This window comes from Duganella flavida (genome assembly GCF_009857445.1).
GTDB lineage: Bacteria > Pseudomonadota > Gammaproteobacteria > Burkholderiales > Burkholderiaceae_D > Rugamonas > Rugamonas flavida.
In genome coordinates, this window is record NZ_WWCN01000016.1 from 86364 (window position 1) to 103656 (window position 17293).

Sequence of the window (17293 nt, forward strand, 5' to 3'; positions counted from 1 at the left end):
TTTATTTCCCCGGCTATGCTGCACACTCCCGCCACATTTACCCCGTTGATCCGTCCGCAAAACCATGACGAAGTGCTCACATTCGTGTTCCATCGCGGCGAGTTGCTTTTGCGCAACAGTGATTTGAGTCTGCCAGACGCGGCGGCGCTGGCCGGGCTGCCGCTGACGCCGCAGCGCATCCATCCGCTGGGACTGTGGGAGCACCGCTACTACCAAGCGGCGTGGCTGGACGAGGCCGTTACGCCGGGACCGGAATTCGGCTTTCACGGCCTGCGTTCACTGTTTGGCGTGCTGGACGACAGCTTCCTCGGCCTGGCCGGGCGCGCTGTCCAGCTAGTGGAATGGGCGCGTACCCATCGCTTCTGCGGCGCTTGCGCCACGCCGCTGCAATTGCTGGAAGGCGAGCGCTGCTTCCGCTGCCCGAATTGCGGGCACAGCGCTTATCCGCGCATCTCGCCAGCCATGATGGTGCTGGTGCGCAAGGGCGACGAGGTGCTGCTGGCCATGCACACCAACTCGCCATACAAGCGCTACACGGCACTGGCCGGTTTCCTGGAAGCCGGCGAATCGGTGGAGGAAGCCATTCATCGCGAGGTGTTTGAAGAGGTTGGCCTGCGCGTGCACAATCTGCAGTACTTCGGCAGCCAGTCGTGGCCGTTCCCGCATTCGCTGATGATTGCCTACACCGCCGACTACCTCGACGGCGAGATCCGCCTCGACCAGAGCGAAATTGCCGACGCCCGCTGGTTCGGCGTGGACGACGAATGGCCGGACTTGCCGGTCAAGGTGTCGATCGCCGCGCGCCTGATCGACGCCCACCGGCCCAAGCGCTAGGGGCGCAGGTTCGCGCCGGGTCCGATATACTGTCGGGCAAATTTAAAAAAAGGTGTTTCATCATGTCTCAAGAATTTACGGAAAACGACTGGCGCCGACTGATCGCCAGCATCGGCGAAAACCCGGACCGTCCTGGCCTGCTGGAAACCCCGGCCCGCGTGGCCAAGGCGTGGAAGCACTGGACTTCGGGCTATGACCAGAATCCGGCCGAGCTGTTGAAAGCGTTTGAAGACGGCGCCGAGCAGTACAACGAATTCATCGTGGTGCGCAATATTCCGGTGTACAGCCATTGCGAGCACCATCTGGCGCCGTTCTTCGGCAAGGCCACCATCGGCTACATCCCGAATGGCAAGATCGTTGGCCTGTCCAAGCTGACCCGCCTGGTGGACTGCTTCTCCAAGCGCCTGCAAGTGCAGGAACGCATGACCATGCAAATTGCCAACGCGCTGATGGAAGTGCTGGAGCCGAAGGCCGTGGGCGTGGTGGTGAAATGCCGTCACCTGTGCATGGAAAGCCGCGGCATCCGCACGCCGGGCGAAGAGACTGTGACCTCGGCCATGCTGGGCGAGCTGCAGCCTAACCTGGCGATGCGTACCGAGTTCCTGGCGCTGGCGCGGGACTAATCCCCATGGCGGCAATCGAATGGCTGGGCGGTAGTCTCGCCGAGGCGCAAGCGTTGGCGCGGACGCAGCAACGTCCGCTGTTCCTGTACTGGGGCGCCGTGTGGTGCCCGCCGTGCAACCGCGTCAAGTCCGAGATCTTTGCGCGCGACGAATTCGTGGCGCGGTCGGCCTCGGTGCTGTGCTATCACCTCGACGGCGATAGCGCGGGCGCGCAGGCGCTGGCCGCGCAGTACCAGCTGCGCAGCTACCCGACGCTGGTGCTGTTCGCGCCGGACGGCGGCGAAATCACGCGCCTGCCGTGCGAGCTCGATGGCGAGCTGTTCGTTGCTGCATTCGATACGGCGCTGGCGGTGCATGCCGCCGGCTCCTTGGCCGCTGCCGCGCTGGAAGCGGCCCTGTCCGGTTCGCGCACGCTGAGTGCGGGCGAGTGGTCGCTGCTCAGTCATTATTCCTGGGATACCGACGAAGGCCAGCTGCTGGGCGCACGCGCGCTGGCGCCAACCCTGCCTGCACTGGCTGCGGCCAGCACCGATGCCGACGCCGCGGCACGCCTGGGCCTGCATGCCCAGCTGGCATCCGGCGCGGGCGATGCGGCTGCGTTGCTGGCGCTGCTGGCTGATGCACGGCTGGCGCGCTCCAACATGGACATCTTCAACAACAGCGGCCTGAACCTGATCAAAATCGCCAGCCGGCGCGAAGAGCTGGCGGCTGCGCTGGGTAGTGTGGCAGCGCAGTGGGCTGATGATTTCTGGCTGAGCTCACCGGACCGTCTGATGGCGGTACGGTTGCAGATGCGCCTGGCGCGTTTGCTGGCGCCGTCGGAAGGCTTGCAGGCATTGGTGCGCGAGCGGGTGGAAGAGGCGCTGGCCGAATCGACCGATCCGTACGAACGCCACACCCTGGTCAACACGGCAGTGAGTGCGCTGAACGACGCAGGCTTGTCGGCGCAGGCCGAGCAAGTGCTGCTGGCCGAACTGCCGCGTTCGCATTCGCCGTACTACTTCATGCTGAGCCTGGCCGCCAGCGCCAAGCGCCGCAACGATATGGCCGGTGTGCTGGGCTGGTACGGCAAAGCGTGGCAAGCATCAGTTGGTCCGGCCACGCGCCTGCAGTGGGGCGTAACGTATTTGAGCAGCCTGATCGACCTATCGCCGCAAGACACGGCGCGCATCGAGCAAGCGGCACAAGGCCTGCTGGCCGATGTGGCCGCCGCTGGCGCCGACGCACACCAGCAGCGCAACCTAGGCCAGCTGCAAAAGCTCATGCCCAAACTCAATTCAGGGTCAGCTCTGTCATTTGGACATTTGGCCCAGTTGACGGAACTTATCCGAAAAATTTAGTTCCCGTTTGTCCATTTGACAGAGCTGACCCCGAATTTAGCGGCGGAACTCGGCGCCGGTTTTCCATATCGGCGGCTCTTTCGCTTGCGCGGCCTGGTAGCCGGCCTGGAATAGCAGGGTGATGTCTTCCACCGCGCCGCTGGTGTTCCAGTTCGCTTGCACCACGTCGTTGACGGTGTGGTACTGGCGCGCCATGTAGTCCTGCATTTTCGCACCGCTGTTGCGCAGGTAGATGGTCGGCACGCCGGCGCGGGCGAATTCCAGCTGGTCGCCGCGGTAGTAGCTGTCGTTGCTCGGCTTGACTGTACGTCCTTGCTTGTCCGCCAGTGCCGTCACAATCTCATCCGCACTGGATTTTCCCATCCCGCTCAGCACCACTTCGCGGTTGCGGCTCCACAGGTTCAGGCTGTCGATATTGAGGTTCAGGACGGTCTTGCTGACCGGGTACAGCGGATGGCGCACATAGTATTGCGCGCCCAGCAGGCCGCGTTCTTCGGCCGTGGTCGCAATGAACAGGATGGTGCGCTTGGGCGCCACCGGCAAGGCTTTGTAGGCGCGCGCGATTTGCAGCAGGGCTGCCACGCCGCTGGCGTTGTCCACTGCACCGTGGAAGATTTGCTGCGTGCGCGGACCCGGCAGCGTTTCGTCGATGCCGAAATGGTCCCAGTGCGCGCTGTAGATGACGACCTCGTTCTTCAACTGCGGATCGGCACCGGGGATGCGCGCCACTACGTTGTGCGACGCTACCTCACGGATCGCGTTCGGCATGTGGAGCTTGAGTTTGATTCCCAACGGTACCGGCTTGAAATCACGCGACACGGCGCGCTGCCTGAGCTCCTTGAAATCCAGCCCGGCCGCCTTGAACAGCTCACCGGCGCGCTCCTGCTGCAACCAGCCAGCCACGGCCGGGAAATAGGGATCGAATTGCTTGCTGTTGAGTGCGAAGTTCTCGCGGCCCCAGCTATTGACTACGGCATCGTACGGCATCCCGGCCGCCTTCGGTTCGTGCACGATCAGCGCCGCTGCCGCGCCCATGCGGGCCGCCATCTCGAATTTGTAGTTCCAGCGCCCGTACCACGTGACGTTGTTGCCGCCGAAAACTTTGTCGTCCAACTGCTTGGGCCGCCGTGGATCGGGCACCGGCGGATCGTTGATCAGCATGACCAGCGTCTTGCCCTTCAGGTCCGCGCCCTTGTAGTCGTCCCACTGGAATTCCGGCGCCTGCACGCCGTAGCCGACGAACACCAGCTCAGAGTCGTTGAGTTCGATTTGCGGCAGCGCGCGGGTAGTCCACGCCACGTAGTCGTCGCCGAATTTCAGCTGCGTGCTGCCGGCGCTGAGCAGCGGATGGCAGGAGATGCCGGCCAGCGGCACCGCCTGCAAATAGGTGCCGTCCGGATTGCCCGGCGCCAGCCCCAGCTTTTTGAACTGCTGCTGCAGGTACTCGATGGTCTGCACTTCGCCTTGCGTGCCGGGTGCGCGGCCTTCGAACTCGTCCGAAGCCAGCGTGCCGATCTGCTCCAGCAGGGCGACGCTGTCGATCTTCGGCGCTGCTGCATGGGCAGTGCTCGCCAGCAGCAGGGTCAGCAGGAGCGGTTTCATGTGGGCGAAGAATTGTTAATAATCAAACCACCATTCTGACACATTTCGTTTCCCAGCGACACTGCCCATCTTGCCCAATTGATCGAATAAACGAATGTGTTTGAGTTGATAATTGCGCTTTTTTATCAGATTTTTTAATACTAAGATGACTCCATCGCATACTTCTTTGAGGAGCATCAAAATGAACACCAAAGCCATCATCGCCGCCGCCTCCCTGTTGATCGCCGCTGGCAGCACTTTCGCCGCCGACACCAACGAAGCCGCGTTCGACCAAGCCTTCCGTAACTCGGGCACCAGCACCCTGACCCGCGAGCAAGTGAAAGCCGAAACCATCGCCGCTCGCAAAGCTGGCCTGCTGGACATCAACGATGCTTACCAGGACATCGCCTACCAAGCCACCCAGGCCAAGCTGAGCAAGCAAGCCGAGGTGAAAGCCCAGCAACTGGCCGCCCAGCAAAGCAAGGACAGCAGCACGCACTAAGCTGCACTAGCCATCAAAAAACGGGCGCCGCGATCCTCTCGCGGCGCCCGTTTTTATTGCATTGGCGCATAAACCACAGCATGGCATTTCTTGCACCACAGCGATGATCTTTGGGCGTATCCTCATTGTCACAAAGCAATAGGAGACAATCTAAATGAATAAGCTTTCGTTCCAGCAAAAGTTGTGGGTTCCCTTGATCTGCAGCCTGTTGTGTATCACCGCGATCTTCCTGTTTGAAACCATCCAGACCCGCAATGTTCGCATGGAAGAGCGGCAGGCCGACCTCAGCAACATGGATGACCTGGCCATCAGCGTGCTCAAGCAGTACGGCGACAAGGCCGCCTCCGGCAAACTGAGCAAGGAAGACGCACAGAAGCAGGCGATGGACCTGATCCGCGGCCTGCGCTACGCCAAGGATGGCTACTTCACCATCAGCAGCGGCACCATGTCGCTGATGCACCCGATTAAGCCGGAAAACAATGGCAAGGATTTGTCCGAACTGAAGGATCCCAAGGGCACCTACGTCTACCGCGCGATTGCGGCGACTGGCGGCTTGCCGGGCGGCGGCGGTTTCGTCAATTACTACTGGTCGCGCCCCGGTTCCACCGAGCCGGTGCCCAAGATGAGCCGGGTGTCGCATTACGATGCCTGGAACTGGGACGTGACGACCGGTGTGTACATCGATGACATCGACATCGCCTTCCGCAACTCGCTGCTGAAGTCGGCTGGCATGCTGGCGGTGGTGTGCGCGGTGCTGTCGCTGATCGTCAGCCTGGTCAACAAGAGTTTGCGCCACACCATCGGCGCCGATCCCGAATACGTGGGCGAGATTACCCAGAAGATTGCCGATGGCGATCTCAGCATTGAGGTGACGACACATGCCTCGGACCAGGCCAGCATCCTGTATTCGGTGAAGACCATGCAGCAGCGGCTGGCCGCGACCATCGGCGAAATCCGCAATAGCGCGGAGACGATAGCCACGGCGTCGGGCGAGATCGCCTCGGGCAATATGGATTTGTCGGCGCGCACCGAGTCGCAGGCCAGCTCGCTGGAAGAGACGGCAGCCTCGATGGAGGAACTGACTTCCACCGTGACCCAGAACGCCGACAACGCGCAGCAAGCCAACCAGCTGGTGCAGTCGGCCTCCGAGGTAGCCGAGCGCGGCGGCAAGGTGGTGTCGCAAGTGGTGCAGACCATGGAGACCATCAATGCCTCGGCCACGCGCATCGTCGACATCATCAGCGTGATTGACGGGATTGCGTTCCAGACCAACATCCTGGCCTTGAACGCGGCGGTGGAAGCGGCGCGCGCTGGCGAACAGGGCCGCGGCTTCGCGGTGGTGGCGTCCGAGGTGCGCAACCTGGCCCAGCGCTCGGCCGCAGCGGCCAAGGAAATCAAGGAGCTGATCAACGCGTCGGTGGACAGCATCAGTGCCGGCAGCGCGCTGGTGGCGGAGGCGGGGACGACGATGGACCAGGTGGTGGCCAGCGTCTCGCGCGTGACGCAGATTATGTCGTCGATTACCGAGGCATCGAGCGAGCAGAGCACGGGCATCGGCCACGTCAACATGGCGATCACGGAGATGGATTCGGTGACGCAGCAAAATGCCGCGCTGGTGGAGCAGGCTGCCGCAGCGGCCGGCAGCATGCAGGAACAGGCGGCGATGCTGGCTTCGCTGGTGGCGCGCTTCCGCCTCGGCGGCGAACCAGTCGCCTCGCGCCAGCTGGCGCTGCGGCGTTAAATCCGGGGTCAGTTCTGCCAATCGGACACGAACCCTGCCGTAGCGAGAGCTACGGCAGGGCTCGTGTCCGATTGGCAGAACTGACCCCGGGTTATTTAGTGTCGGCCGGCACGGTTTCCACCACGGCCGCTTCGTAGACGAATTTGTCGCCGTCGGAGCGGAATACGCCCATCAGCTCGCCGCCGTCGCCTTTCACATCCGCATATTGGGTGCAGGTCTGTGTTTCGACCTGCCACACTTCCTGCCCCGCGCGCAGGGTCCAGACGTTGTCGCCACCGGATAGCAATTCGATTTCCACATCCTCGGCCGGCATCTCGGTCAGCTCGATACGGCGCAGACAGTCGGGCAGGCGCTGCATGATCAGCTCGACCTTGCTCTCACTGCTCCAGAAATGCTTCTGCGCCCGATGGATGGTCAGCGCGTGATTGCCGACCGGCCCGTCCGCGTAGTACGACGCGGAGTCGTCCACACAGGCGGCCAGCAGCAATGGCGTCAGGGCGATCAGGATCTTGCGCATGAAATTCCCGTTGGGTAACTATTGATTTTCATATCATTATAGCTGCCCCGGGAACACCTTAGTCGAAACGTACCAGGTTCAGCAATGGCAGCGGGCCGCCGGGGAATTGCGCCAGCCGGCCGCCGCCATCCAGCGTGCCGAGGTCGATACCGGCAAAGCCGAGTTGCTGGATCAGTTCGCCTACCACGGCTTTGGCATCGGCATCGTCGCCGGCATAGAACAGCGCGCGGCGGCCGCCTTCCGATTGCGGATCGCTGGCCAGCATGGCCGCTGCCAGGTGGTTGAAGGCTTTCACCACGCGCGCGCCCGGCAGCAGGTCGGCTAGCACCGAGCTGGAGGCCCGGCCGTGCAGCTCTACCGCGCGGAACGGCGGCGCTTCGACCGCGTTGTTGGCATCGATGACGATGCGGCCGTTCCAAGGGCCGAGATGCTGCACCGCGTCCGGAATTTTCGTCCAGTTCACGGCCAAGAAGACGATGTCGGCCTGGGCCGCCTCTTCCACGCTTACCGGGCGCACGCCCAGTTCTTGGCCCAGCGCGGCCAGCGATTCCGGGCCGCGGCTATTGGCGATGACAGCGCTGATGCCAGCCTTGCTGAGGATGCGCGCGATGGCCGTGCCGATGGCGCCTGCGCCGATGATACCGATGCTGTGTTTCATGCTGTTTCCTTTCAGGTGGTGATGCAAGCAGTATGGTCATCTGGCGTTGATAGGGGTAGTGATAGACTACTGGTATCAGTTTCAAGCAAACGTTGAAAGCCATGGAAACCCTGTCGAATCTCGAATCATTCGTCCGCAGTGCAGAATCGGCCAGTTTCTCTGCCGCAGCGCGGCGGCTGGGCCTGACGCCGGCGGCAGTCAGCCGCAACGTGGCGCAGCTGGAGCGCAACCTTGGCGTGCGCCTGTTCCAGCGCAGCACGCGCGGCTTGCAGCTGACCGAGGCTGGCACGCGCTTCCTGCAATCCGTCGGCGCGGGACTGGACAGCATCCAGGACGCCATCGCGGAAGTGAGCGCCAAGGCCGGCGAGCCGGCCGGAGTGTTGAAGCTCAGCGTGGCGCCGCGCTTCGGCCGCAAGTTCGTGCTGCCGCTGATGCCAGCCTTCATGGCGCGCTACCCGGCGCTGGCGCTGGATATCCACGTCGATAACCGCCGTGTGGACCTGATCGCCGGCGGCTACGATGCGGCCATCGGCGGCGGCTTTGAACTAGCGCCCGGCATGGTGGCGCGCACGCTGATCCCAGCGCATGCAGTGGCGGTGGCCTCGCCGGCCTATCTGCAAGGACGCCAGCTGCCGCAAGACCCCGCCGCACTGGCGGCCTTCGAGGTGATTGCGATGCGCTCGCCGCAGAGTGGCCGCATCAAGCCGTGGCTACTGCGTAACCGCCGTGGCGAACAGATGACGGCTGAGCTGCGGCCACGCGTTTTCCTCAACGATCCGGATGCGATTTGCAGCGCCGCCTTGCTCGGCATGGGCGTGGGCTTGCTGCTGCTGGCCGATGTGGTGGAGCATCTGGAGAGCGGCGCGCTGCAGCGCGTGCTGCCGGAATGGTATGAGGATCTGGGTACGGTGTCGCTGTACTACACCAGCCAGAAGCTGATGCCCGCCAAGACGCGGGCCCTGGTCGATTATGTGACCACGGCGTTCCGCGAGCAGCAGCTGGCGCTACGCCTGGCAGCGGCTTAGTTAAAAGCGGTAGCCCACACCCACGCCCAGCATCAGTGGATCGATCTTCACGCGGCTGGCCTTGGCGCCGCCGATCAGCACGTCGCTGCGGATTTGCGCTTTCTTCACGTCGAGGTTGAACGACCAGTGCTTGTCGATCGCCACATCGGCGCCGGCTTGCAGCGCCAGGCCGATGCTGTCGTGCTCCAGGCTGGCCGCGCCGTTCAGCAGCTTGTTGCCGGAGAAGGTGGTGTAGTTCACGCCCGCGCCCACGTACGGACGGAAGGCGGCATCCGGCAGGAAGTGGTACTGCACCAGCAGCGTCGGCGGCAGGTGCTTGACCGTGCCGATCTTGGCGCCATCCAGCGCAACGTCGTGCTTTTGCGGATAGGTCAGCACCAATTCCGCCGCGATGTTTTTAGTGAAGAAATAAGAGACGTCCAGCTCCGGAATGGTCTTGCTGCTGACGCTCAAACGGTCGCTGGCGCCAACGCCGCCGATCGGATCGGATTTGTTCGCCGGATCGAGATGGACCGCGCGGGCACGCACCAGCCACGGGCTTTCTTGCGCGCTTGTACCACCGCTGATCAGGACCAATGCTGCCAATACTGCTGCTACAGACTTGCTCATTTCACTTCCTCTTTGTCGTCGTTAAGTAACGTGAGAAAGTGTATTGATGCCACGCAGTAAAAACTTTGATCCAAGTCAAAAATTTTCTTAGCGGTAGCGCGCCATGATCTGGTCGATGCTGCCGTCCTTGATCAGCGCATCGATTGCCTTGCTGACCTCGTCAAACGGAACGGCGGATTTTTGCGAGAACGCGCACTGCGCCTTGTACGAGGAAAACACCAGCTCCGCCCGCAGCTTCAGCTTGGGATGGATGCGGTGCTGGTAGTTCAGCGTCGACTCGCTGATCATGGTGTAGGGCACTTTGCCGCTCATCATTTGTTCGATGTTCTTGTCCATATTCGCCACGTCCACGCGCTTGAAGCGGGCGCCCAGCACCTGTTGCACGCGCGGATAGCGGTAGCCCACAACTGTGCCGACCGGCTTGTCCTTCAAATCCTTGAGCGAGCGCAGGCGCGGTGCATCGTTGCGGGCGGCGATCATCTCGGCATCCGGCAGCAGCGGCGGACTCCAGTTGTAGTCGCCGTCGACCCAGAACGGCAGCAGGTAGCACATGCCGTCCGCGCGGCCGCCGCTGAGGGCGGGCGTGACCTCGGGCGAATCAGCATTGAGATAGACGGCACGGCGGCCGAGACGCGTCGCCAGCGCGTCACCCACGTCCTTGACGATGCCGCCGCTGAGGGTGCCGTTCTGGAAGCGCACGATGGGCATGGCCTGGTCGATCGGCGCCAGCATCACCAGCTCGCCCGGTCCGGCGTACGCGCAGGCGGACGTCAGGCAGAGTGTGAGCGGCAGATGGCTTAGGTGGCGGGGCATGAGGCCATTATAGCCCGGCCGATCAGCTTGCCTTTCGGCAAACGGGCGCTGGCCTCTGGACAGACACTTTAGACTGCATGCATCTTCGTGTCTTTCATGGAGCCCATCATGACACACACCCTGGCAGCCGTATTTGAAACCCGCGCCGAAGCCACACTGGCGCGCAATGAACTGGTGCACAGCGGCTACGATGCCGACAGCATCCAGATCCACGATTCCGGCAGCATGGCCGGCACCGCGCGTATCAACGACGACGCCTCCATCCTCGGTAACATCAAGCAGATGTTCAGCTCCTTGATCGGCAGGGAGCACGCCGACCGCCACGTGTATGCCGAAGCGCTGAACCGCGGCCACACCGTGCTGGCGCTGGAAGTCGCCACGCTGGAGGCGGCCGAACGCGCCGCCGACATCATCGAAGACTTCATCCCGATCGACATCGACGAGCACGAAACCATGTGGCGCGCCAGCGGCTGGGGCGCGGAAGCACTGCTGCGCGACGCCGGTGCCCAGCAAAGCGCGCCGGAACAGCACGGCATCCGCCCACGTGAAGATGCGGTGGTGTTCGCCCGTTCCGAACAAGCACCGCTGGCGCCGGGCTCCCTGCAACGCGGTGCGCCTTCCAGCGGCTCGCTACCGCCCGCCGCCGAAGCCGTGGCCGATATCCAGAACACCGTGCAGCGCAGCGGTATGCGCATCTACCCACAAGAGGCGCCGGTTAAACGCTGATTGCGCAAGGTCAATAACGGCCTTAACCATCGTGACATCATCGGAAACTTGCGCGGCCTGTTAGCGGGCCGGCTTTCCTGATGGATGGCCACGATGGAAAAACTGCTGCCGTACTACGAACGCGAGTTGAGCATGCTGCGGCGCGCTGGCGCCGAGTTTGCGGGACGCTATCCCAAGCTCACCGGCAGCCTGCAGATGCGTGGCGAGACTTGCGCCGATCCGCATGTGGAGCGCTTGATACAAGCCTCCGCTTTCCTCAACGCGCGCGTCGCCAAGCTGCTGGATGACGGCTACGCCAATTTCACCGAAGCGTTGCTGGGCATGCTGTACCCGCACTATCTGCGGCCGATGCCATCGTGCTCGATTGCGCGCATCGACTACAGCGGTGCGCGCGCCAACGAAATCAGCACCACCAGCGTGCTGCCGCGCGGAACGGCAATGAAATCGATCGGGCAAGGCGCAGTGGCCTGCCGTTTTCGCACCATCTACGACGCAACCGTAGCGCCGGTGGCGATTCGTGCGGCGTGGTTCGAGCCGTATATTCAAGTGCCATCTTCACTGTCACTACCGCAGGATGCCGGTTCCGCCATCTGCATCACGATTGAAAGCACGTCCGCTGCGCGTTCGCTGGCGGCGCTAGAGCTGCCCACGCTACGCGTCTTCATCGACGGCGAAGCTACGCTGAGCGCCACGCTGCGCGACGCGCTGTTCATGCGCATCGCCTGCGCCTGTGTCGAAGCGGATGACCAGTGGCAAATGCTGGAGCGCGTGCCGCTGTCTTCCGTGGGCTTCGCGGACAACGAAGCACTGCTGCCCGCCGCATCATCCGAACATAGCGCCTACCGTCTGCTAAGCGAATATTTCGCCTTTCCCGAAAAGTTTGATTTTTTCGACATTGACCTTGCCGCGCTAGTCGCCAGCGCGCCTGATGGCTGCAAGCGCCTGACCTTACGCCTGGCGCTTGCCGACGTGCGGCCCGACACGCCGCCTGCCCGTATCCTACGCGCGCTGGTGGCAGAGAATCTTGTATTGGGCTGTACGCCGATCATCAACCTATTTCCGCATCCCGCCACGCCCATCCGTATCACGCACGAGAGCAGCAGCTACCCGCTGCTACCCGACGAGATACCTGGCAGCGCGTGCGACATCTACAGCATCGATAACTTGCAACTGGTGCGCAAGGCACGCGACGGCAGTACGGTGACAGAATTCTTCCCCTACTACTCGCTCCGCCACGGCGACGTTGAACGCAAGGGCCGCTACTGGCTAGCCCACCGCGATGAACTAATGACGGCCGGTCTTGAGCACACCCTCGCGCTGGTGGATCGCGACTTCTCGCCGCTGTGCATGGAAAGCGGCACAGCGTCCGTGCGCCTGACCTGCACCAATCGCAACCTGCCTCATAGCTTGCAGCACGGCCGCGCCACTGGCGACCTTAGTACCGAAAGCGCCATCGGCAGCTTCCCGATCCGCATGCTGCGCCGGCCATCGCTGTCGCATCGCTGGCCAGCGGACCGCTGGGGACTGATCGCGCATCTGGCATTGAACCATCGTTCGCTCACGCAGGAAGGCCTGCCCGCGCTGACCGCCATGTTGCGACTGTACGCGCAGCAGGACAGCGCCGTCTCGCAACGCATGATCGATGGCGTGACGGCACTGTCCCATCGTCCCACCACGGCGTGGATACGGCAGGCACAGGGCAAGGCCTACTTGCGCGGCGTCGAAGTACAGGTGTCGCTGGATGAGGAGGCGTATGCCGGCACCGGCATCCACGCGTTCGTGCAGATCCTCGACCACCTGTTTGGCCTGCATGTGCATTTGAATAGCTTCACACGGCTGGTATCGTACTTTTGTGATTCAAGAGACGTCGATAGTCCCATATAACAAGAACTGCGCTCTGGAGAATTGGACCACGAGTTCGGTACGAACTGAATAGGCGTAAAAAAAGCCAACCTGAAGGTTGGCTTTTTGAATTCGTGCCTTAGCACTCGTAAGGCGCCTTAGTTAGTGCAACTACTTTTCGTGAAAATCAAAGACATAGGTTTGCGAGCGACGAAGTGAAGACCGGGTTGGAACGTACTTAGTGCAACCAGCCTAAAGAGGTGTCACAGTTTGTGCACCTCTTTTTTTGCGTCGAGATCGAGCTGCTAAAGGACGCCAGATGCAAAGACGCGATCGTGACAGGGCCGATGGCCAAGTGGAAGCAGAAGGGGAAAAGTAGAAGTAGAGATGGGAATGTTGGAAGGTCATCGATCAGGAACGAACGTTTCGACAGCGCGGTCGCGACGCCCTCTTGCGCGAAAAATTCTGACCAGATTCACAGAAAAGAGAAATTCAGATTGCAAAATGCGCCGGCCTGCAGATCCTTCAGCGAGGACGAGGGACGGAGAGAAAAAATGCAGATCAAATGCTGCGCGGCTTGTGGGAAGAGCTTCCCGATTCGCACGCAAAAAACCGGTCAGAGCTACTGTTCTCAACCTGATTGCCAGAAGGTGCGTCGAAGAAGGTGGCAGCAGGAAAAGCGCAAGAGCGATCCCGATTATGCCGAAAACCAGGCGAGAGCACAGCAGGCGTGGAGCAAGCGCAATTCCGATTACTGGAAAAATTACCGAACTGCACATCCTGATTATGTTGAGCAAAATCGGAAAATGCAACACGCGCGAAATGCGCGATCCTCAGTCGACAAGCGCGGGGTAATTGCAAAGATGGACGTGTCAAACGAGCCCTTTCGGCTAGTAACGGGACTGTACGAGTTGACTCCGATCGCTGCGGTTGGAATTGCAAAGATGGACGTGTGGACGGTCGAATTACGAGTGGTGGCGCGTGCGCAATCCGTTAAATCAGCAATTGCAAAGAGATGACGTGTCAACAGGCTAACAAACAGCTGCTATCTTGGATTTACGCCGATGCGATCCAAGTGAAATTTCGAGAAACCTGTTTGGCAATCTTAACGACTGACGACCATGCTAAGAGACCGCGCCACGGATGTAGAGCCGATCCCACGCCCAGCGACCAAAGCTGTCGAGTACGTTCGGATGTCGACTGAGCACCAGCAATATTCAACCGAGAATCAGTCCGCCAAAATTCGTGAGTATGCTGCGTCCCGGGGAATTGAAATCATCCGTACCTACGCCGACGCCGGTAAAAGCGGGCTGCGGCTCGACGGGAGGGAGGCGCTGCAGCGGCTGATCCGGGATGCTGAGTCCAGCTCCGCTGACTTTCAACTCATTCTGGTCTATGACGTGAGCCGTTGGGGGCGCTTCCAAGATGCGGATGAAAGTGCGTATTACGAATACCGTTGCCGCCGCGCGGGTGTGCAGGTTATTTACTGTGCAGAGCAATTCGAGAGCGACGGCTCTCCTGTTTCCACTATCGTTAAAGGGGTAAAGCGGGCGATGGCTGGTGAGTACAGCCGTGAGCTATCGGCCAAAGTGTTTGCCGGACAATGCAGGTTGATTGAGCTGGGGTATCGCCAGGGGGGACCTGCAGGATTTGGACTGCGTAGGGTTTTAATCGACCAACATGGCAGCTTGAAGACTGAACTCAGTCGAGGTGAGCATAAAAGTTTGCAGACTGATCGTGTCATCCTCGTCGCTGGGCCTGAAGAAGAAGTCCGTACCGTAAATCAGATGTATCGATGGTTTATCGATGATGGCATGGTGGAGTCTGAAATCGCGGCCCGTCTGAACAGTCAAGGGCTTAAGACTGACCTTGGCCGGCCTTGGACGCGCGCTACAGTCCATGAGGTGCTCACTAACGAAAAGTACATCGGCCACAATGTGTATAACCGTACGTCGTTTAAGCTTAAAAAATTGAGGGTGGTGAATACACCAGAGATGTGGATACGCAAGGAAGATGCCTTCGATCCGATAGTACCTAGTGAAGTGTTTTACACCGTCAAAGGGATCATGCGCGCACGCTCGCGTCGCTACACCGACGAGGAGCTCATTGAGCGTCTTCGCAACCTTTACCAAAACCGAGGCTTCCTTTCTGGCCTGGTCATTAACGAAACCGAAGGGATGCCCTCCACGGCGGTCTACTCTCATCGGTTTGGAAGCCTTCTGCAAGCCTACATGACCGTCGGATTTTCGCCGGATAGAGATTATCGCTATCTAGAGGCCAATAGATTTTTGCGCCGCTATCACCCAGAGATTATTGCTCAAACTGAGCGTTCAATTATTGATTTAGGCGGAGGCGTTGCGCGAGACCCCGCCACTGATCTACTACGCTTGAACAACGAGTTCAGCGTGTCTTTGGTCCTTGCTCGTTGCCAGGAGCATGGGGCAGGGCGATATTCCTGGAAGATTCGATTTGATACAAGCTTAGCGCCTGACATTACTGTTGCAGTTCGATTGGATCGCAGCAATCAAAACGCACTCGATTATTACCTGCTGCCCCGCTTGGACTTCGGTTATGCACGCGTGAATCTGAAGGAGACAAACGCTATCGAGTTCGAGGCGTACCATTTTCAGACCTTGGATTACTTGTATGGCATGGCCGAGCGCGTCCTCGTTAGAAAGGCTGGATGAACATGGAGCAGCGGTCAAGTGAAATGCAAATGATCCCGATCGACATGATCGAGACGCTTAACCCAAGAGAACGCAATAGCAAAGTCTTCGCGGAGATCGTCGCCAATATCAAAACCATCGGCCTCAAAAAACCGATCACGGTGACCAAACGCCGGCGCTCGGATGGTTCCGAACTCTACTTGTTGATATGTGGCGAGGGGCGTGTCAAAGCTTATAAAGCGTTGGGAGAAAAAACCATTCCAGCGCTCGTAGTCATGGTTGATGATGAAGCGGCTCTGATCATGAACCTGACGGAGAACATTGCGCGCCGTCAGTATCGCCCCTTGGAAGCCTTGCAGAGCATCGAACGCCTAAGAGATCAAGGGTACGACAAGAAAGCGATTGCTGCGAAGACTGGGCTCCGGCCGGAGTATGTGCACGGAATATTGTCCCTGCTCAAGAAGGGCGAGGAGCGGCTGCTGGTCGCGGTCGCGAAAGGCCGAATTCCGCTGACAGCTGCGTTAAACATCGTCGATGCCGGCGACGATAACGGCGCCGTGCAACTCGCCCTACAAGGTGCCTATGAGTCTGGTGCGCTGCGTGGACAGCAGCTTTTACAAGCACGAAAGGTAATTGAGAGTCGACAGCTAATGGGGCCATCAATGGCATCCGGTGGGAAGCGTAGACAATTAGACGTGTCAACATCAAGTCTCATTCGCACTTATCAAAAGGAAGTGAATCGTCAAAAGCTCATGGTGAAGAAAGCGGAGTTCGCACAGCAGCGACTACTATTTGTCACGGGCGCGCTGCGCCAGTTGCTGGCAGACGAAAACTTCGCGACCCTGTTGCGCGCGGAGGGGCTTGATACGCTACCCAAATATCTCGCTGATCGTGTCTGGCCGATGGGGAATGCGGCATGAGCAAAATACCGCTAGGCTTTATTCCTGAGCCGATCACTATCTCAATTGACCATCTTCTTCTATCGCGAAAAGTATCGCCTGACGAGATCGCCTCTCGAAAATATGATCAGATCCGTTCCTCGATTGAGGAGATTGGGAATATAGAACCCTTCGTGGTGGTAAAGGCCGAGAAACATAGCAATGAGTCGGGGTTATACATCCTCCTAGACGGGCACCTTCGCTTGGTCGCGCTGCAGCAGTTGAACTGCACAGAGGTGTGCTGCCTGATCGCCACAGACGATGAGAGTTATACCTTCAATACCCGAGTCAGTCGGCTATCGACGATTCAGGAGCACTACATGATTCGCCGCGCGATCGACCGCGGCGTTAGTCCTCAGCGGTTGGCCAAAGCGCTGAGTGTCGACGTTAGTCAAATCAACAAGAAGTTGAATCTTCTTCAGGGAATTTGTTCGGAAGCGGCGGAGCTTCTGACCGATCGCCAATTTTCTCCGGAGATTGCTCGTGTGCTGCGTAAGATGAAGCCAACTCGCCAGGTTGAATGTGTTGAGCTCATGACGTCGGCGAATAATCTCACCATTGCCTATGCCGAGGCAATGCTAGTAGCGACGCCCACATCAATGCTGGTTGAAGGGAAAAAGCCGTCCAAGATGTCAGGCGTATCGCAAGAGCAAATTTCGAAGATGGAGCGGGAGATGGGTAACCTCCAGCTTCAGTACAAAAATGTCGAGCAGACATATGGCCAGGATGTGCTGCATCTCGTGCTGGCGAAGGGGTATCTGGCGAAATTATTGGAAAATCAGGCCGTCTCGCATTATCTTAAAAGTCGACAGCCCGAAGTGTTTGCTGAGTTTGAAGCAATTGTACAAACGGTCTCTATTGATCAGTAGTTCTCGCTG

At 59.9% G+C, this 17293-nt stretch carries 17 protein-coding genes; 12 read left to right on the forward strand and 5 right to left on the reverse strand.

The window, feature by feature from the left end:
• The first annotated feature begins 15 nt into the window (after positions 1-15).
• The 3 genes from nudC (at position 16) to GTP46_RS22775 (ending at position 2797) form a co-directional block, all read left to right on the forward strand.
• A complete protein-coding gene (gene nudC, locus GTP46_RS22765) occupies positions 16-834 on the forward strand; it encodes an NAD(+) diphosphatase (protein WP_161008916.1) in 819 nt (272 codons plus the stop codon).
• Between the two features lie 62 nt (positions 835-896).
• Entirely contained in the window at positions 897-1457 is a 561-nt protein-coding gene (folE, locus tag GTP46_RS22770) for a GTP cyclohydrolase I FolE (protein ID WP_161008917.1), read from the forward strand.
• Between the two features lie 5 nt (positions 1458-1462).
• The gene (locus tag GTP46_RS22775) at positions 1463-2797 is read left to right on the forward strand and encodes a thioredoxin family protein (protein ID WP_161008918.1); all 1335 of its coding nucleotides are present in this window, start codon (positions 1463-1465) and stop codon (positions 2795-2797) included.
• Between the two features lie 36 nt (positions 2798-2833).
• Here GTP46_RS22775 and GTP46_RS22780 read toward each other — a convergent pair whose 3' ends face one another.
• Positions 2834-4399 (reverse strand): M20/M25/M40 family metallo-hydrolase, encoded by a 1566-nt coding sequence (locus GTP46_RS22780; protein WP_161008919.1) that lies wholly within the window; start codon positions 4397-4399, stop codon positions 2834-2836.
• A gap of 181 nt (positions 4400-4580) precedes the next feature.
• Between GTP46_RS22780 and GTP46_RS22785 the strand changes: the two genes are divergently transcribed.
• Both GTP46_RS22785 and GTP46_RS22790 read left to right on the forward strand, forming a co-directional pair.
• Positions 4581-4880 carry a DUF4148 domain-containing protein gene (locus GTP46_RS22785; protein ID WP_161008920.1) on the forward strand — a complete coding sequence of 100 codons (300 nt, stop codon included), beginning with the start codon at positions 4581-4583 and terminating at the stop codon, positions 4878-4880.
• A gap of 154 nt (positions 4881-5034) precedes the next feature.
• Entirely contained in the window at positions 5035-6621 is a 1587-nt protein-coding gene (locus GTP46_RS22790) for a methyl-accepting chemotaxis protein (protein ID WP_161008921.1), read from the forward strand.
• Positions 6622-6712: 91 nt separating this feature from the next.
• Here GTP46_RS22790 and GTP46_RS22795 read toward each other — a convergent pair whose 3' ends face one another.
• Positions 6713-7138, reverse strand: coding sequence for a hypothetical protein (locus tag GTP46_RS22795; protein WP_161008922.1), 426 nt, complete (start codon positions 7136-7138; stop codon positions 6713-6715).
• A gap of 58 nt (positions 7139-7196) precedes the next feature.
• Complete coding sequence (locus GTP46_RS22800; RefSeq protein ID WP_161008923.1) at positions 7197-7796, reverse strand: NADPH-dependent F420 reductase; 600 nt, start codon at positions 7794-7796, stop codon at positions 7197-7199.
• 101 nt (positions 7797-7897) lie between these two features.
• Between GTP46_RS22800 and GTP46_RS22805 the strand changes: the two genes are divergently transcribed.
• Positions 7898-8821: a LysR family transcriptional regulator gene (locus tag GTP46_RS22805; protein ID WP_161008924.1), complete on the forward strand. Its 924-nt coding sequence runs from the start codon at positions 7898-7900 to the stop codon at positions 8819-8821.
• Here GTP46_RS22805 and GTP46_RS22810 read toward each other — a convergent pair whose 3' ends face one another.
• Together GTP46_RS22810 and GTP46_RS22815 are read right to left on the reverse strand one after the other, a co-directional pair.
• A complete protein-coding gene (locus GTP46_RS22810) occupies positions 8822-9430 on the reverse strand; it encodes an OmpW/AlkL family protein (RefSeq protein ID WP_161008925.1) in 609 nt (202 codons plus the stop codon).
• An 87-nt stretch (positions 9431-9517) separates the two neighbouring features.
• Positions 9518-10243 (reverse strand): substrate-binding periplasmic protein, encoded by a 726-nt coding sequence (locus GTP46_RS22815; RefSeq protein ID WP_161008926.1) that lies wholly within the window; start codon positions 10241-10243, stop codon positions 9518-9520.
• Between the two features lie 108 nt (positions 10244-10351).
• Here GTP46_RS22815 and GTP46_RS22820 point away from each other — a divergent pair, with 108 nt between their 5' ends.
• The 6 genes from GTP46_RS22820 (at position 10352) to GTP46_RS22845 (ending at position 17284) form a co-directional block, all read left to right on the forward strand.
• Positions 10352-10969: a hypothetical protein gene (locus GTP46_RS22820; protein WP_202414401.1), complete on the forward strand. Its 618-nt coding sequence runs from the start codon at positions 10352-10354 to the stop codon at positions 10967-10969.
• 93 nt (positions 10970-11062) lie between these two features.
• Positions 11063-12853 (forward strand): type VI secretion system baseplate subunit TssF, encoded by a 1791-nt coding sequence (tssF, locus tag GTP46_RS22825; protein WP_161008927.1) that lies wholly within the window; start codon positions 11063-11065, stop codon positions 12851-12853.
• Positions 12854-13365: 512 nt separating this feature from the next.
• On the forward strand, positions 13366-13830 hold the full coding sequence (locus tag GTP46_RS22830) for a hypothetical protein (protein WP_161008928.1): 465 nt from the start codon (positions 13366-13368) through the stop codon (positions 13828-13830).
• Positions 13831-13932: 102 nt separating this feature from the next.
• Positions 13933-15498: a recombinase family protein gene (locus tag GTP46_RS22835; protein WP_161008929.1), complete on the forward strand. Its 1566-nt coding sequence runs from the start codon at positions 13933-13935 to the stop codon at positions 15496-15498.
• Complete coding sequence (locus GTP46_RS22840; protein ID WP_161008930.1) at positions 15495-16397, forward strand: ParB/RepB/Spo0J family partition protein; 903 nt, start codon at positions 15495-15497, stop codon at positions 16395-16397. Before GTP46_RS22835 ends, GTP46_RS22840 begins: the two co-directional genes overlap by 4 nt.
• Complete coding sequence (locus tag GTP46_RS22845; RefSeq protein ID WP_161008931.1) at positions 16394-17284, forward strand: plasmid partitioning protein RepB C-terminal domain-containing protein; 891 nt, start codon at positions 16394-16396, stop codon at positions 17282-17284. Before GTP46_RS22840 ends, GTP46_RS22845 begins: the two co-directional genes overlap by 4 nt.
• The last annotated feature ends 9 nt before the right edge of the window (positions 17285-17293 follow it).

Excerpts from the sequence above, each read along its gene's own strand:
- GTP46_RS22790 (WP_161008921.1), top strand. The coding sequence starts at position 5,035 with ATGAATAAGCTTTCGTTCCAGCAAAAGTTGTGGGTTCCCTTGATCTGC.
- folE (WP_161008917.1), top strand. The coding sequence starts at position 897 with ATGTCTCAAGAATTTACGGAAAACGACTGGCGCCGACTGATCGCCAGC.
- tssF (WP_161008927.1), top strand. The coding sequence starts at position 11,063 with ATGGAAAAACTGCTGCCGTACTACGAACGCGAGTTGAGCATGCTGCGG.
- GTP46_RS22830 (WP_161008928.1), top strand. The coding sequence starts at position 13,366 with ATGCAGATCAAATGCTGCGCGGCTTGTGGGAAGAGCTTCCCGATTCGC.
- GTP46_RS22780 (WP_161008919.1), bottom strand. The coding sequence starts at position 4,399 with ATGAAACCGCTCCTGCTGACCCTGCTGCTGGCGAGCACTGCCCATGCA.
- GTP46_RS22820 (WP_202414401.1), top strand. The coding sequence starts at position 10,352 with ATGACACACACCCTGGCAGCCGTATTTGAAACCCGCGCCGAAGCCACA.
- GTP46_RS22845 (WP_161008931.1), top strand. The coding sequence starts at position 16,394 with ATGAGCAAAATACCGCTAGGCTTTATTCCTGAGCCGATCACTATCTCA.
- GTP46_RS22815 (WP_161008926.1), bottom strand. The coding sequence starts at position 10,243 with ATGCCCCGCCACCTAAGCCATCTGCCGCTCACACTCTGCCTGACGTCC.
- GTP46_RS22775 (WP_161008918.1), top strand. The coding sequence starts at position 1,463 with ATGGCGGCAATCGAATGGCTGGGCGGTAGTCTCGCCGAGGCGCAAGCG.
- GTP46_RS22800 (WP_161008923.1), bottom strand. The coding sequence starts at position 7,796 with ATGAAACACAGCATCGGTATCATCGGCGCAGGCGCCATCGGCACGGCC.
- GTP46_RS22795 (WP_161008922.1), bottom strand. The coding sequence starts at position 7,138 with ATGCGCAAGATCCTGATCGCCCTGACGCCATTGCTGCTGGCCGCCTGT.
- GTP46_RS22835 (WP_161008929.1), top strand. The coding sequence starts at position 13,933 with ATGCTAAGAGACCGCGCCACGGATGTAGAGCCGATCCCACGCCCAGCG.
- GTP46_RS22810 (WP_161008925.1), bottom strand. The coding sequence starts at position 9,430 with ATGAGCAAGTCTGTAGCAGCAGTATTGGCAGCATTGGTCCTGATCAGC.
- GTP46_RS22805 (WP_161008924.1), top strand. The coding sequence starts at position 7,898 with ATGGAAACCCTGTCGAATCTCGAATCATTCGTCCGCAGTGCAGAATCG.
- GTP46_RS22840 (WP_161008930.1), top strand. The coding sequence starts at position 15,495 with ATGAACATGGAGCAGCGGTCAAGTGAAATGCAAATGATCCCGATCGAC.
- GTP46_RS22785 (WP_161008920.1), top strand. The coding sequence starts at position 4,581 with ATGAACACCAAAGCCATCATCGCCGCCGCCTCCCTGTTGATCGCCGCT.
- nudC (WP_161008916.1), top strand. The coding sequence starts at position 16 with ATGCTGCACACTCCCGCCACATTTACCCCGTTGATCCGTCCGCAAAAC.